General features: G+C 67.5%; 11 protein-coding genes and 2 pseudogenes. 7 read left to right on the top strand and 6 right to left on the bottom strand.

Translation table 11 applies throughout. The features are described from left to right. The first annotated feature begins 17 nt into the window (after positions 1 to 17). Genes E1166_RS05595 through E1166_RS05580 form a run of 4 tightly spaced genes read left to right on the top strand, consistent with a single transcriptional unit; the run spans position 18 to position 5,522 of the window. Positions 18 to 995: a sugar ABC transporter permease gene (locus E1166_RS05595; protein WP_132336390.1), complete on the top strand. Its 978-nt coding sequence runs from the start codon at positions 18 to 20 to the stop codon at positions 993 to 995. Then, positions 995 to 1,870 (top strand): carbohydrate ABC transporter permease, encoded by an 876-nt coding sequence (locus E1166_RS05590; RefSeq protein ID WP_132336388.1) that lies wholly within the window; start codon positions 995 to 997, stop codon positions 1,868 to 1,870. The genes E1166_RS05595 and E1166_RS05590 overlap by 1 nt, the downstream gene beginning before the upstream one ends. Beyond that, positions 1,867 to 4,098 (top strand): alpha-xylosidase, encoded by a 2,232-nt coding sequence (gene yicI / locus E1166_RS05585; RefSeq protein ID WP_132336386.1) that lies wholly within the window; start codon positions 1,867 to 1,869, stop codon positions 4,096 to 4,098. The genes E1166_RS05590 and yicI overlap by 4 nt, the downstream gene beginning before the upstream one ends. Then, positions 4,095 to 5,522: a GH1 family beta-glucosidase gene (locus tag E1166_RS05580; protein ID WP_132336384.1), complete on the top strand. Its 1,428-nt coding sequence runs from the start codon at positions 4,095 to 4,097 to the stop codon at positions 5,520 to 5,522. Before yicI ends, E1166_RS05580 begins: the two co-directional genes overlap by 4 nt. 300 nt (positions 5,523 to 5,822) lie before the next feature. Here the strand turns inward: E1166_RS05580 and E1166_RS31420 are convergent, their stop codons facing one another. The 3 genes and pseudogenes from E1166_RS31420 to E1166_RS05565 form a co-directional block, all read right to left on the bottom strand. Then, the gene (locus E1166_RS31420) at positions 5,823 to 6,227 is read right to left on the bottom strand and encodes a hypothetical protein (protein WP_243710184.1); all 405 of its coding nucleotides are present in this window, start codon (positions 6,225 to 6,227) and stop codon (positions 5,823 to 5,825) included. A 170-nt stretch (positions 6,228 to 6,397) separates the two neighbouring features. Beyond that, a pseudogene (locus E1166_RS32640) lies at positions 6,398 to 6,986 on the bottom strand (transposase); the annotation flags it as partial. Positions 6,987 to 7,155: 169 nt separating this feature from the next. Continuing rightward, complete coding sequence (locus E1166_RS05565) at positions 7,156 to 7,698, bottom strand: TetR/AcrR family transcriptional regulator (RefSeq protein WP_243710183.1); 543 nt, start codon at positions 7,696 to 7,698, stop codon at positions 7,156 to 7,158. Between the two features lie 228 nt (positions 7,699 to 7,926). Between E1166_RS05565 and E1166_RS05560 the strand changes: the two genes are divergently transcribed. Beyond that, positions 7,927 to 9,120: a DUF418 domain-containing protein gene (locus E1166_RS05560; RefSeq protein WP_207914019.1), complete on the top strand. Its 1,194-nt coding sequence runs from the start codon at positions 7,927 to 7,929 to the stop codon at positions 9,118 to 9,120. A gap of 237 nt (positions 9,121 to 9,357) precedes the next feature. Here the strand turns inward: E1166_RS05560 and E1166_RS05555 are convergent, their stop codons facing one another. From E1166_RS05555 to E1166_RS05545, 3 genes are all read right to left on the bottom strand, one after another. Then, on the bottom strand, positions 9,358 to 10,518 hold the full coding sequence (locus E1166_RS05555; RefSeq protein WP_132336382.1) for a low temperature requirement protein A: 1,161 nt from the start codon (positions 10,516 to 10,518) through the stop codon (positions 9,358 to 9,360). 192 nt (positions 10,519 to 10,710) lie between these two features. Continuing rightward, positions 10,711 to 11,526: a hypothetical protein gene (locus E1166_RS31415; protein WP_207914017.1), complete on the bottom strand. Its 816-nt coding sequence runs from the start codon at positions 11,524 to 11,526 to the stop codon at positions 10,711 to 10,713. Between the two features lie 104 nt (positions 11,527 to 11,630). Continuing rightward, entirely contained in the window at positions 11,631 to 12,482 is an 852-nt protein-coding gene (locus E1166_RS05545; RefSeq protein ID WP_132336380.1) for a hypothetical protein, read from the bottom strand. A gap of 413 nt (positions 12,483 to 12,895) precedes the next feature. Here E1166_RS05545 and E1166_RS31820 point away from each other — a divergent pair. Together E1166_RS31820 and E1166_RS05530 are read left to right on the top strand one after the other, a co-directional pair. Then, positions 12,896 to 13,018, top strand: a pseudogene (locus E1166_RS31820) (IS3 family transposase); the annotation flags it as partial. Between the two features lie 1,250 nt (positions 13,019 to 14,268). Continuing rightward, on the top strand, positions 14,269 to 14,586 hold the full coding sequence (locus E1166_RS05530) for a hypothetical protein (RefSeq protein WP_132336376.1): 318 nt from the start codon (positions 14,269 to 14,271) through the stop codon (positions 14,584 to 14,586). Positions 14,587 to 15,707: the final 1,121 nt, after the last annotated feature.

The following is a 15,707-nucleotide window of genomic DNA, read 5'->3' as shown; positions in this document are numbered from 1 at the left end:
ACCCTGGAAGGATTCCCATGGCATCCCCCGACACGGTCGTCGCCGCACCGGCGACCTCGACACCTCCCTCGGCACCGGCATCCGCCGGCCGGCGACGGCGGTCGCGCTCCGACACCGGGTACTGGCTCTACCTGCTGCCCGGCGCGCTGCTCTTCCTGCTGGTCATCGGCGGTCCGCTGGTCTACACCGGCTACCTCTCGCTGACCAAATGGTCCGGCGTCGGCGACCCCACCTTCATCGGACTGGACAACTACCGCAACCTGCTGACCGACGATGTCTTCTGGACGTCCTTCCAGAACACCGTCGCGATGATCATCGCGATGGTGGTGCTGCCCACCCTGATCGGGCTGGTGCTCGCCGCGGTGCTCTTCGACACCATCGGACGCCGGTTCCGGCCCCGTACCGCCGCCGCCCTCCGGGCCGCCTTCTACCTGCCGCAGGTGCTCCCGGTCGTGGTAGCCGGCATCGTCTGGGGTTGGATCCTGCGGCCCGGCGGTGCCCTCAACGGACTGTTCGACGCGGTTGGGCTCGGCTCGCTGGCCCATGACTGGCTCGGCGACCCGAACACCGCGCTGCCCGCCGTGATGGCCGTGATGATCTGGGTGCAGCTCGGCTATCCGGTGGTGGTCTTCATGGCTGCCCTGGAGCGGGTGAACCCGGAGCTGTACGAGGCAGCCGAGATCGACGGGGCCGGCTGGTTCCGGCGGTTCCGCGCGATCACCCTGCCGCAGATCCGGCCGGAGACGTTCGTGGTCGGGCTCACCTGCACCATCGCGGCGATGAAGGTCTTCGGCCCGATCTTCGCCCTGACCCGGGGTGGGCCGGAGAACGCCACCAACGTGCCGTCCTACTTCGCGTACTTCACCTTCTTCAAACGGTTGCAGGTCGGCTACGGCTCGGCGATCTCGATGGTGCTGACACTGATCATCGTCGTGGTGGCGGTGCTGTTCATCCGGGCGCAGAACCGGGCCGAACGCCGGGACGGAGTGCTCTGATGGCGATCACCCTCACCCCGCCCCAGCGGGTACGGCGACCGGCCGACCGGCGGCACCGGGGCGCCGGCCGGTGGATCGTGCTCGCGCTGGTCGGTGCGGCGGCGCTCGCCATGCTGGTGCCGTTCGCGTTCATGTTGCTCAACGCGTTCAAGTCGCCCGCCGACTACTCGACCAACGGACCGTTGAGCTGGCCGAGCGAGTTCTACACCACCGGGCTGCGGACCTACTGGGAGCAGGTCGACTTCCCGGTCAAGCTGTGGAACTCGGTCCTCATCTCCGGCTCGGTGGCGGTACTCGCCGTCGTCGTCTCGCTGCTGAGCGCGTATGCCCTGGGCGTCGGCCGGGTCCGCGGCCGGCTCTGGATCATCGGCCTCTTCCTGCTGGCGAACATGCTGCCGCAGGAGGCGTTAATCTATCCGCTCTACCACTTCGCCAAGGAGGCCGGGCTCTACAACACCCGGCTGGCGGTGATCATCATCTTCACCGTCATCCAGGCCGCCTTCGGTACCTATCTGCTCGCCTCGGTGCTCGGCACATTCCCCCGTACCCTGCTGGAGGCCGCCGCGCTCGACGGGGCCGGCCGGTGGCGGATCCTGTGGCGGGTGGTGCTGCCCAACGTCCGCCCCACCATCTCGGTGCTGCTGGTCTTCTTCTTCATCTGGACCTGGAACGAGTTCCTCATTCCGTTGGTCATGCTCATCGACAACCAGACGCAGACCGTCCCGGTCGCACTCGCCTCGTTGCAGGGCGACCGGCTGATGGACGCCCCCACCACCAACGCCGGGGCACTGATCAGCCTCCTCCCGGCGATCCTGTTCTTCCTCATCTTCCAGCGCACCCTCTCGCGCGGCATCACGGCAGGAGCCGACAAGTGAAGTTCACCGACGGATACTGGCAACTGCGTCCCGGGGTCAGTGTGCTGCGTCCCGGCACGGTGGAGTCGGTGGAGCCGGACGAGCGATCCTTCACCGTCTTCGCACCGACCGGGCAGATCACCGGACGCGGCGACACCCTCAACCAACCGGTGATCACCGTACGGTTCTTCTCTCCCGCACCCGGCGTGGTCGGCGTGACGATCGGTCACCACAGCGGCGGGCTGCCCAGGCAGCCCCGCTTCACCCTGACCGAGAGCACCGACCATCCGGTGCGGGTGGAGGTGACCGGGATCAGCGCGCGGCTGACCACCGGCGAACTTACGGTCCGGGTGGCGCTGACCGGCCCGTGGCGGGTCGACTTCCTGCACAGCGACCGGCTGGTCACCTCCTCCACCGAGCGCAGCATCGGCGTGGTCACCGACGGCGAGGGCAACAGGTACGTGCACGAGCGGCTGGCGCTCGGCGTCGGTGAGACGATCTACGGGTTGGGCGAACGCTTCGGGGCGTACGTCAAGAACGGCCAGGCCGTCGACATCTGGAACGCCGACGGCGGCACGGCCAGCGAGCAGGCGTACAAGAACGTGCCGTTCTACCTGAGCAGCGCCGGCTACGGCGTCTTCGTCGACCACCCCGAACACGTGTCCTTCGAGGTCGGGTCGGAGGTGGTGTCGCAGACCCAGTTCAGCGTGCCGGGTCAGTCGCTGACGTATTACCTGATCGACGGCCCCACCCCCAAGGACGTGCTGCGCCGCTACACAGCGCTGACCGGGCGGCCGGCGCGGGTGCCGGCCTGGTCGTACGGGCTGTGGCTGTCCACCTCGTTCACCACCGCGTACGACGAGAAGACGGTCACCGAGTTCATCGACGGGATGGCCGAACGGGACCTGCCGCTGTCGGTGTTCCACTTCGACTGCTTCTGGATGCGGCAGTTCCACTGGGTCGACTTCATCTGGGATCCGGCGACCTTCCCCGAACCGGAGAGCATGCTGCGCCGGCTGCACGAGCGCGGTCTCAAGGTCTGCGTCTGGATCAACCCGTACATCGCCCAGCGGTCGTACCTGTTCGAGGAGGGCCGCCAAGCCGGATATCTGGTCCGCAACCCGGACGGGTCGGTTTGGCAGTGGGACAAGTGGCAGGCCGGCATGGCGCTTGTCGACTTCACCAACCCGGACGCGGTCGCCTGGTACTCCGGCAAGCTCAAGGTGCTGCTGGACATGGGCGTGGACTGCTTCAAGACCGACTTCGGCGAGCGCATCCCCACCGACGTGGTGTGGCATGACGGCTCGGACCCACAGCGGATGCACAACTACTACGCCCACCTCTACAACAGGACGGTCTTCGAGCTGCTCGAGGCCGAACGCGGGCAGGGCGAGGCGGTCGTCTTCGCCCGGTCCGCGACGGCCGGCGGCCAGCAGTTTCCGGTGCACTGGGGTGGCGACTGCGAGTCCACCTTCGTGGCGATGGCCGAGTCGCTGCGCGGAGGGCTGTCACTGGCGGCGTCGGGGTTCGGCTACTGGAGCCACGACATCGGCGGCTTCGAGGGCACGCCCGACCCTGCGGTGTTCAAACGGTGGATCGCCTTCGGCCTGTTGTCGTCGCACTCGCGGCTGCACGGCTCCGGCTCGTACCGGGTGCCGTGGGCGTACGACGACGAGGCGGTCGACGTGCTGCGCCGCTTCACCCGGCTCAAGCTGAGCCTGATGCCGTACCTGGCGGCAGCGGCCGAACAGGCCCACGTCGAGGGCGTGCCGATGATGCGGCCGATGATCCTGGAGTTCCCGGACGATCCCACCGCAGCGTACCTCGACCGACAGTACATGCTCGGTCCGGACCTGCTGGTCGCGCCGGTGATGAGCGCCGACGGCCAGGTGACCTACTACGTACCGGCCGGCACCTGGACGCAGCTGATGACCGGTGCCCAGGTCACCGGGCCGGGCTGGGTGACCGAGAAGCACGGCTACGACAGCGTTCCGGTGCTGGCCCGCCCCGGCGCGGTCATCGCGTTCGGATCGGTCACCGACCGGCCCGACTACCCGTGGGCCGACGGCGTCCGGCTGCGGTTGTTCGCCCCAGCACCCGGGCAGCGGACCCGGGTTCGGATACCGTCGCCGGACGGTGGTCCGGGCACCGAGTTCGAGGTGCACCACCAGGGTGGAACGGCCACCGTGGAGCTGGTGGCGGGCGTCTCGTCGGGATACAGCTGCGAGGTTACGGAGGTGGCGAATTGAGCGATCGTCAGCGAGCGAATGATCAACTCAGCGATGTGGTGTTCCCCCAGGGCTTCGTCTGGGGTTCGGCTACGGCGGCGTACCAGATCGAGGGCGCGGCGAAGGAGGACGGTCGGGGACCGTCGATCTGGGACACCTACAGCCACACGCCAGGGCGGACGTTGAACGGGGACACCGGCGACGTGGCGGCCGACCACTACCATCGCTGGGCCGCCGACCTCGACCAGGTGGCCGCCCTCGGGCTCGGCGCGTACCGGTTCTCCATCGCCTGGCCCCGAGTGCAGCCGGGCGGTTCGGGCGCGCTCAACCGCGCCGGTGTGGACTTCTACTCCCGGCTGGTGGACCGGCTGCTCGAACTCGGCATCCGGCCGGTGGCCACGCTCTACCACTGGGACCTGCCGCAGGAACTGGAGGACGCCGGCGGCTGGCCCGCCCGGGACACGGCGTCGCGTTTCGCCGACTACACCACACACATCGTCGGCGCGCTCGGCGACCGGGTGCACACCTGGACCACCTTCAACGAGCCGTGGTGCTCGGCATACCTCGGGTACGCCTCCGGGGTGCACGCGCCGGGACGGACCGAACCGGCCGCGGCGCTGCGGGCCGTACACCACCTGAACCTGGCGCACGGCCTGGCCGGCCGGGTGATCCGCGACCTGGCACCGGCGGCGCAACTGTCGGTGACGCTGAACCTGCACGTCATCCGGCCGGCATCGGACTCTGCGGCCGACCACGACGCGGTGCGCCGGATCGACGCCCTGGCCAACCGGGCGTTCCTCGGCCCGATGCTGGACGGGGCGTACCCGGCGGATCTGCTCGCCGACACGGCCGAGGTCACCGACTGGTCGTTCGTGCACGACGGCGACGAGGCCACGACGGCCGTTCCGCTGGACGTGCTCGGGGTCAACTACTACTCGACCACGCTGGTTCGCGCCTGGGACGGCGTCTCGCCCAGGTCGGCCGCAGACGGTCACGGCCGCTCGGCGCACTCGGCCTGGGTGGGCGCCGATCAGGTCGAGTTCCTGCCCCAACCCGGCCCGCACACGGCGATGGGCTGGAACATCGAACCGGCCGGCCTGACCGAGATGCTGCTGCGACTGCACCACGACTACCCAGACCTGCCCTTGATGATCACTGAGAACGGTGCCGCCTTCGACGACGTTGTCTCCTCCGACGGCGCGGTGCACGACGACCGCCGCGTGGACTACCTGCGTCGGCACATCGCCGCGACGGCCGAGGCGATGGCGGCCGGGGCGGACGTGCGGGGCTACTTCGTCTGGTCCCTGCTGGACAACTTCGAGTGGGCGTACGGCTACGACCGCCGCTTCGGCATCATCCACGTCGACTACGACACCCAGCAACGCACCTGGAAAGACTCCGCCCACTGGTACCACCGCCTCACCACCACCAACCGCCTGCCCTGACTGTGCGGCCTACGCAGCCGACGTCAGCCGCCGGCGTTGACCTCGGAAACGCCGAGGTCAATGCGATGTTGATCGGCGCGCCACACCTTGATCGAAGGCAGTACCAACAACCCCGTCTGGCACCGGCACCGGCACCGTGCCCGGAACTCAGGGGCACGGTGCCGGCGCTTAGGCAGTCGCGCGGCCGCGCAGCATGACGAAAACCGCCGTTGCGGCTACAGCTGTCGGCGTGCTGGTCTTAACGCAGAGATAGTTTTGGCTTGACGTGCAGACCGTGCAACGGCAACAGCCGCTGGCGGGTCAATGGCGGAACAACCGCAGTCCGGTGCGGGTTACGCCGATTCCGTGCCTGCGTGCTGCTTCGGCCACCGCATGCGAGCGGATAGAGCCGCCCGGCTCAGCGATGTGCCGCACGCCGAACTCAGCTGCTTCGGTGATGTTGTCCTCGAACGGCAGGGCCCCGTCGGATGCCAGGCTGACCCACTGCAACGGTACGTCCGGCGACGCCGCAGCAGTGGTCCCGGGCTCGGCCGCGGCCTCCCGGACCAACTGCCGTGCACTGATCGCGTCGAGCAGGTTGAGGTAGGAGGGACGCCCGTGCACCACGGTAAACGGTGCCGCACCGATCGGCTCGACCGATGCCGGACTCTGTTGAGGGTTCATGCCATAACGCAGCTGCACCAGGACCTCCGGGGTCTGCTGCACCGATAGGTGACATCTGAGATGGCTTGCCCTGTGGGCGGGCTGGAAGGATGCCACTGTGCCCAAGCCCTACCCTCGAGAGTTCCGCGACGACGTGGTGCGGGTCGCGCGTGAACGTGACCCGGGCGTGACCGTCGAGCAGATCGCCGAGGACTTCGGGGTGCACCCGATGACGCGCCGTGCACGGCGAAGTCCTGTTGAAGCCCGCGTCGACCCAGGCATGGGTCACCGTCGGGGCGTGCTCGGCGACCGTGTCGAGCAGCCGGATACCGATCGCGTTGTCGGTAACCGACGCCGCGGTGACCACGACCGCGATGATCAGCCCCAGGGCGTCCACGGCCAGTCCTCGCTTCCTGCCCGGCACCCTTTTACTCGCGTCTTTGCCGGTCGTGGCGGCAGGGACGTGGTTCGCGGCCTTGATCGACTGGGTGTCGACCGCGACCGCGGACGGGTCCTCGCGATGGCCGACCTTCTCCCGGGCCTGGCAGCGCAGCAGGTCATGAATCGCGGCATCGGTGCCGTCGTCGCGCCACACGGCGTAGTAGTAGGTCACCGGCTCCTGCGGCAGGTCGTGCGGCAGGTACGCCCACTGGCAGCCGGTCCGGTTCTGGCACAAGATCGCGTCACGATCTCCCGGAGATTCTGCTCGCCGTAGCGGCCCGTGACCGAGACCCGCCTGGCTCGCCAGGCGTCCAGGAACGGGCCGATCAACGCCCACTGCTCATCGGTGACATCGCTCGGATACGGCTTGCGCTGGCTCATACCGACCCAACACCGAAGCCCACGAACAGGACACGACCACCGCTCATTTCCCTGTCATCGAATGATCACTATCTACCGCGAACCCGCAGAGCGATCTCCAAACGGACCGAACGCAAAGATCAAACCGAACGTCCATAACCGCCCTCTAACTACTTGAAGGACGCCCTGATCATGAGGAACGGCGGTTGGGCAGGATGCCGACCGCCGGCAGTATCGCCTGGTCAACGATCGCGGCCAGCTTGTCGTCGTCCGGCAGCTGGTTGGTGTCCGTCACGTGCTTGAACACCAGCGCCTCCCCGATGTCGCGCACGACCGGTGTGACCAGGTCAGGGTCGATCTGTCCGCGCTCGGCATAGTGGCGCAGCACCGTGTAGGTGAAGGTGGTGCCGCGGGCGTCGAAAACCCGGTCATACAGCGCCTCGACCAGCTCCGGATGGCGTTGCCGTTCGGACATGATGGCCATGACGGCCAACCCGGCCGGTTGGACCATCCAGGCGACGAGCTGCCGCAGCGCTCGGATCAAGTCACCGCGCAGATCGCTGGCGCGCGGCGACGGCAGCTCTTCGGGATGCGCCTCGTAGAGCGCGTCCAGTAGCAGTTCTCGTGGCGAGGGCCAGCGCCGGTACAACGACGTCTTCGCGGTCGCCGCGCGCTTGGCTATACCCTCCATGGTGAGCCCGCCGACTCCGACCTCGGCCACCTCCGCGAGCACGGCGGAGTGGATGGCCTGGATCAGATCATCTCCCCGGCGTCGAGACCGTCGCAGCGTCGGGTCCTGCGGCTTCTCACTCAAGACGGCTCCCAACTAAGGCACGCTTGCGTAGCTTAACTCCATGGTGTTAGATACGTCTGCGTATCTAATCGATCCGGGCCTGCCGCCGGCTTCCCGGCAATTCTGCCGCGCCTCCACGAAGGTCCACTTTCGACAACGGAGTGTCAGGTGTCCAGACTTGTCCTCGAGCCCGCCGCCGGTCCGCCAGGGGCGGCCACCAGACTCTCCGACCGATCGCCCGCCCCCGATCTCGCCCGCGGCGTCATGCTGCTGTTCATCGCTTTGGCCCACGCGCACATGTACCTGTATAACAGCGACTCCAGCGGGTTCCGCGGCTACGACCTGAACGGTGGCCCGGTCGACCGCTTCGTCGCCGGCCTTCAGGTGCTCTTCGTCGATGCCCGCGCCCTGCCGATGTTCGCCGCGCTGTTCGGCTATGGGTTGATCCAGCTCGCCAACCGGCGAATCGCGGCCGGAGCCGAATGGCGGGACGTACGCCGCCTGCTGCGCCGCCGCAGCCTCTGGCTGATCGTGTTCGGCTTCGCCCACGCGCTGCTGTTGTTCTTCGGCGACATCCTGGTCACGTACGGGCTGCTGGCGTTGGTCCTCGTGGGCATGCTGCGGGCCCGGGACCGGGTGCTGCTCTGGGTCGCCGGGCTATGGACCCTGGTGTTCGCCGCGCTCGCCACGCTGCCCGCGTGGGCCATCGTCATCGAGGGGTCGCCGCCCCTGCCCACCAGCGTCGAGTCGCCGATCGAGGCAGCCGGCCAGCGGTTGGCCATCTGGGCCGGACTCGGCCCGATGCTGGTCCTCGACATCGTCACCCCCTTCCTGCTCGGCATCTGGGCGGCCCGGCGCCGGCTGCTCGACGAACCCGGCCAGCACCGAGCCCTGCTGGCGCGGGTCGCGGTGGCCGGAATCGTCATCACGGTCGTCGGCGGCACCCCGCTGGCGCTGATGGACGCACAGATCTGGACGGACTGGACGACGGGCACGGCGGTAGCCGCGTACGCGATGCACAGCGTGACCGGCATCGCCGGCGGGCTCGCCTACGCCGCAATCGTCGGTCTCATCGCTCACCGCGTCGCCGGCGCGCCCGGCCGGGTGACCATCGCGCTGACCGCCTGCGGGCAACGGTCACTCACCTGCTACCTGCTTCAATCGGTCGTTTTCGTGGCGCTCTTCGCACCGTTCACCCTTGGACTCGGCGGGCAGCTCAGCGACGCCGGTGCATCAGCGGTAGCGATCGGTACGTGGCTGACAACCGTGCTACTGGCCGAGGTGATGCGCCGGGCCGGATGGCGAGGGCCGGCCGAAAACCTACTCCGCCGACTGACCTACGCCAATCACCATCCCTCATGATCAGGGCGTCCTTCAAGTAGTTACAGTCCCTATTGCGTCGCTTGTACGGGCAAAGAGTGTGGATCTGACGGCACCTCTCTTGTTAACTTGCCGGTCGTAGGTTTTGTTCGTAGATCTTGGTGGTTGGGGACGGCGCGTAGCCAGTCGAGGGTTTCGACCAGGTCGAAGGGGCTGCTTATCTCGTTGGGGTGCAGGCCGTGTTCGATGCCGCTGTCCGCTTCGCGTCCGGCCTGTTGGCTACCGGCGCGGTGGTGACGGCTTCTCGGGCGGGCAGCCCCGGGCACGCCGCGCGTCGGCTACGGCCATTCCGGTCAGGACCGTCGCGGCGGTGACCGTGACGAGCAGCGGCGGCCCGAGGAGCAGCGGTGCCGCGAGGGCGGCTATCACGACCAGCGCGACCAGCCGGGACGGTGAGACACGGGAGAACACCGCCCACTCGAAGCGGGCCCGCCCGACGATGAACAGCGCCGGCCCGCCGAGGATCGGACCGAGCCACGACAGGTCGGTGTGCCCGAGCGGCTCGCCGATGACGAGCCCGTACCCCACCGCGGTGAACACGATGCCGATCACCATCAGCAGGTGGGTGTTGGCAATCGATCGACCGAGCCGGTTGGGTTGCGCCGACCTCCTGATGGCCTCACCCATGATCCGCCCGGCCCGCTGGATGTAGATCCGCCACATCAACGCGGTGGTGGTGAACGCCACCACGAATGCCGCCATCCGGGCGGCCGTGAGGTCGTTGTAGAACAGCGTGCGGCCAAGGATGAAAATCGTCTCACCCAGCGCGATGACGTAGAACTGCCGGTACCGCTCGGCCAGATGCTCAGGGGCGAACACCCACTGCGATGTTGGGACCCGCCCCAGTTTGGGCGTGGGCCACAGGAGCCTTCCGCCCGTGTAGTCCACCGCCAGCGCCACCGCCCACAGCGCCAGGCGGGCCGTACTGTCGGAGTTGAGCGCGCCGGCGATCCACGGCACGGCGGAGACACCGAACCAGAACAGGATCCGGGTGGGATTGAGTCGCCGCTCGTCGGCTCGGAGGAGGTAGACGATGGCGAGCGTACGGCCGATGTGGACGGCCACGTACGTGCCGGCGAACAGCATGCCTTGATCCGCGAACGCCCGGGGCTCCGCGGCCGCCATCAGCACGGCGCCGAGCATGCTGACGATCGTGAGCAGTTGTATCTCGCTCGATTCCGGGTTGAAGTAGTTGGTCACCCAGGCGGTGAAGGACCACAGCCAGAAGAGGGCGAGCAGCAACACGAGCATCTGGGCGGCGCCGACGACGTCGAGACGATCGATCAACGGCAGGGTGACCCGGGTGAGCGCGAAGATGAACGCCAGGTCGAAGAAGAGCTCCAGGAAGTTGGCCTGCTCCGGCTGCTCAGGCTTGCGCATCACCCGGGCGATCTGCCGCTCAGCCGGACGTCTGTTCTGCCGGTCCGCCATCCGTCGCGGCCGGCTACCGGTAGCCGACGAGTTGGTTGCGCTCCACCGTCCCGATGGCCCTTAGAGGGATTCGTACCGGCAGGTCGTCGTAGTCGCTGGTCATCGCGTGATCCCTGGCCCGTCCAACTGGAAACTGTGTGGTCAAACGAATCGGTCGGCACGCTGGTCACGTGGTGTCCGAAGATATTCCTGTGCCGTTGGTCGACATGTCTGCCCTGGTCGAGCCACTCCCCCTGCGGCACGACCGTGTACTTCGGCCCGCGAGGCCATGTCGGCCGGAAGAGGCCGAGCCGCGTCGCCAACGAGGCGGCCACCAACGCCGGTCATCCCGAACCGCCCCATCCGGTGCTCGACCACGCATACCTGCCCGGCCGGCGCTATCCGACGGGCGGGACCGGCAGGCGCGGCCGGTGCCGCGATCAGGCCTGCCCGGCCGCCGCGACCAGGAGCCTGCCGGCATTCGGGTACGGCAGGTTGCGACTTGTCCGAAGAGGCTGCTGTCGGGATCAGGCTGTCCGCGCTGGATTGCAGAGTCGCTCCCGAGTGTCCTGCCGAGCCCGTTTCCCAACTCTGCTGGTTCTGGCGTCGTGCAGCATCCGCTTGTAGATGACGTCGGACAGCTGGTGGTTGAGGGCGCGGAGCGCGCGTCGGTGCGGAACCGTGGCGGGTCTGGGCGACGATGCCGTCCGGTGGCGGCGCGGCGCGCAGCAAGTAGCTGGCCTGGCCACGGGTGAGGAACTTCTTCGCTCCGCCGGGGACAAGTTCGAGCAGCAGGTGTCGAATGGTGGTGCGCAGGCCGCGGCTGCGCAGACCGGCGACTGCGACGCTGTGCGCATCGACCGGGTCGGTCTTGCGATGCTGGCCGGTGTCGAAGACCCGCACCCGTGCGGACAGCTTGGGCGGTACGCCGAGGACCGCTCGGTGATCACTCGTGGTGGCTTGCAACGTCCAGCGCACCGAAGATCCTCGCCACCGACACCCTTGGTCTGCTCCTGGCGGTGATCACCGTGGGGCTCGACCAAGCTGGCGGAAACCCCCTTCCGCTCGACATATTCTTTGACTCAGCTGGCGCACTCGGCCGGGCGTCCGCCTTCGACCAGCCGCCAGTTCGCGTACCGGATCCGGCCGTCGCCGGAGCGGCACTCCTGCCTGGCCCACAGCCGGAAGTCGCCGCCGAGGGCGAAGACGTGCCGCCTGCCGTCCGCGGCCACGAAGGCAGCGGGGTCGCTCGACAGGTCGCCGCCGAGGTCGGTCTGCGCGCCCGTCCGCCCTTCCGTGAACGGCTGTTCCCGCACTGAGCGGGTGAAGTGGCGGACGTAGACGGTGGTGTCGAGGAATCGCGGTGTGGTGGTCGTCGTCGCGACCGCGGGCGACCCGACGTGGGGGGTCACGGCAAGCCGGCGGACCCACTCCATGCCGAGGGCTTCCGACCGGGACACGCCGCGGATCTCGCTGCCGGTCGACACGAACGCAATCGGACGGCCGCGCTCGTCCACCCCGACCGACAGCCGACCGACGAACGGGACCGGGTCGGCCCCTTCCCATACGCCGTACCCGAGCCGGTTCTTCACGATGCTGTAGAGCGTGTCGTCCTCGCCCTGCACGAACACGCGTACCCCGTCCCCGTTCCGCCTCATGGCGGCACCCGGGTCGCCCTTGATCCCGCCGGCCACCGTGGTCCAGCGCCAGACGTCGGAGTCGACGCCGACCTGCTGTGCGCTGTGCAGGTTGCCGTCGTCGCCGCGCACGTAGACCTCGACCTCGGCCGGCACCCGGCCGGTGCTGGTGAGGATCGTGTGGGTCACCGCAGCCGGGGAGCTCGTACCGAAGCCGCCGAGCCGGCGCCACCCCTCCCAGGCCGGGTAGCCCTGGCGGATGTACCAGTACTCGCCGAACACGTCGCGGACGAACACGATGAGTCGACCGTTGCGCTGCCTGGCGACCGCAGGGGTGCCGGTAACCGTTCGTCCGGCAGCTCGGCCGAGGGAGAAAAGGCGCTCCACTCGTAGCGGTCCGCCCCGGGGTTGTACACGTGCACAAGGTCGCCGCCCGCGCCGACGGCGAAGACCTCCAGCCGGCCGTCGGCGTTGTCGGTCACGGTCACAGGACCGGGGGCCAGCAGGGACGGCAGCGCCGCCGCCGGCTCCACCCCGGCCACCAGCCCGGCCACGGCGACCAGCGCCACCACGGTCACCCTCGCTGCCTGTCGCAGTCGCATCCGCCGCCCCCGCCATCCGGTGACCCACACGGTGGACCAAGAATCGCCGAACCCGTCGACACTGTCATTCGTCGATGCAGGAAGCCGACAGCGGCATTGTTCGACGTACCCGGAAGCCGCCGATTTCGCGAAGGAGATGGATCGGTCACCAGCCGCTTGCGGTTCATCTCCGCCCACCGCGCCGCCTTCGGCGTCAAGCAGCTGTGCCGGGTCCTGGCAGTGTCCCGCTCCGGGTTCTCTCACTGCACCACAGCTAGCCGAACAACTTGAGGTGACCACACCCACCCTCGACGAGGTACACCGGTACGCCCAAAAGGAGCAGTTGGCGCACCTCGTCCACTTCGACGCACTGGAGTAGCTACGGCCCTGGTTGGCGCCGTGCGACGAAGAAGTTGCGTTCCCCCGCTGCCGTGTGGCGAAGGTTGCCCGACTCCGGTTCGCGCCTGATGGCTCCGACAGGCCGATCGATGCCGCTGCCAACCTAACCGGCCGGAAGCTGGGCCCCGGTGAAGACGAACCTCCCATGCGCCTCCACCACGAGGATTCTTCGGCATCAAGGTCGACGTGTCAGATGACCAAGGTGACGAGATCCCTTGACCCGATGGCTGAACGAGCAGTCGGAGGCGCGTACGAAGCCGCGAACCCGAGGACATGGCAGTCTGCGTTCGCGTTCTACGGACGGATGGCGACGCATAGGATCAAGTGGCCCTGGCCGCAGGCGAAGCCGCATCTCTGGCACCCACGCCTCCAGGAGACCATCAGGAATGACGGCGCCAGTGGGGCGATCTAACCTTTGGCGATCCATAACGGCATCGCTGGTAGCGTATGAACACCTTTGTCATCTCCTTTGCGGAGGGATTCAGGAATCCCAGCAACCAGCGGGTGCTTCTCGCCGGTGAGAGCACTGAGCGCGCGCGCCACCTCATATACATCTGCCTTGACGTAGGTGCTTGTTGTTCCGGCAGCGGAGCGGCCGTCATGGCCTGCGTAGGCTCGCGCGATACCGTACCCAAAGTTGCGCTCTACCCAGGTTAGCGTTGTGTGGCGTAACCAGTGTGTGCTGATTTGCTGAGTCGCCACCCACGGAAGGTGTTTTCCCAAGCGACTCCAGAGGTAGTCGTAACGGCGGCGTGTGATTGGTGCTCCGTTTCGATACCTCAGCACCTGCCCGTCGCCTTCGCTCGTTACTCGATCGTCATAGTGCTGCACCAGCGAGCGCGCCAGGGTGTGCGAGACTGGCTGCCACCGCACCGTCTCGCCTTTCTCATGCAACTGGACGAGGCACTGCCGACGCCACGGATGGCGTGGAACTTCCACATAAAGTTGGGTTGGGACCAACTCTAGTCGTAGTCTGGGGCGTCATGGCGGCACCGAACGAGGACCAACCAGGTGGCTCGGGTTCGGCACTCATTAGAAATCGGCCTCGATACCTGTATACGCACCACCACCCGAAGGGCCGGGGTCCCTACACGGACGCCGAGGTGTCCGAGGCGCTGAAGGCTCGAGGTCATCGCATCTCTGCGGAGACCCTGCGAAGACTTCGCACCGCCGGGCACACCAACCCGACAGCCGCGACACTGACGGCACTGGCCGACTTCTTCGGCGCCAGCCCGGCCTTCTTCCTGGACCCATCGCAGAGCAGCGCAGAGGTCCAGGTGATGACGCGGTCCATCGAACAACTCTCGCCCGCAGCACGCGAAGGCATCGCCGCGATCATCCAGAACATCCTGAACATGGAACAAGCCGCCCAGGCTCCGCCTGACTCTTCGGCGAGGAAGCGTGGACGGACAAACGAATAACTCGGGGGATCCGCACCGTAGTAACCGAACCGGCCTCCTACAGTCGATAACCTCACCGCAGCGCCGACTGGCAGGCGCCCGCCCTCCCCCACCGCCGACGACCACCCTTTACGTCTACGGGTGACTGCGGCGGGTCGCCTTCAGATGCCCGGGCCGCTCGAAAACTACGGGCCGACCCTGGCCACGTGGCTTCACCTGGTTGGAAGGTCTCCGGGAGAGGGACGACCCCGTCGGGGGAAGTGACCTGACGTAGCAGTGAGTGTGATCGAATGCCGTACCTCGTGGTCAGCCAACAACAGCAACCTCCCGTCTGGACTCCGAGCGTTCGAGCAGACGCGACAACGACCGACCGCACAACGACGAAGATGCCAAGCGCAACAACGATGTCTCAGAACCCCTGACCGGTAGCGGTCACCAGCCGCCCGCCGCAATGACGCCAAGCTCGCCGAGTCGACCATCACCTCGGGGTGGGGGCCCTTGGTGTTGAGACCTCCGTTCACACCGGAACGCAGCGTGAGCAACGCGACCAGGTTGACCAGCAGACCGACGATGACACAAGGCTTTGTGAACAAATGGTCTTTCTTGAGAAGAAACCTTCCAGCCGCAGCGGCTCGGCTATACAGTCAGCCTCGGTCTGTCCGGCTAGGCAGTGTTGACCGAAAGGTCCATGGTGCACCGACCCTTCATGCGAGCCCTCATGCTGCTGGCTCTGCTGATCTGCGTCGCCACGGTGCACGATGGCACCACCCACCACCATGCAGGTCACGCCACTGCCGCGGCGACATCAATCACCGAGCCAGGTGAGGTGCCTGACGGCAGTCTGACGGCCTCTGTAGGCGGCCATGCCGGGGAGGTTGGTCACGGCGAGCATGGAAGCTCCTGTGACGCCGTGTCCTCCGTCGTTTGGCGCACCGTCATCCTCGCCTCACTGGGTGTTCTCTCGACGCCGCCAGCCACTCACGCCGGAGGCGACCTTGTCGCCGCCTCAACCGTACATCCGACGGCCCGGCCCGGACGGACTCTTCTGCTGAAGATTTGCGTCAGCCGGACGTGACGTCACCGGCACCCTGACATCAGCGCACTGGTCCGCGCTCGGTTCTGAAACCCGCCTGTCCGTCAGG

The sequence above is a fragment of the Micromonospora sp. KC213 genome, from assembly GCF_004348325.1.
In the GTDB taxonomy this organism is placed as follows: domain Bacteria; phylum Actinomycetota; class Actinomycetes; order Mycobacteriales; family Micromonosporaceae; genus Micromonospora.
The sequence above is the reverse complement of the archived record's forward strand: the minus strand, read 5'-3'. Positions and strand labels throughout refer to the sequence as shown.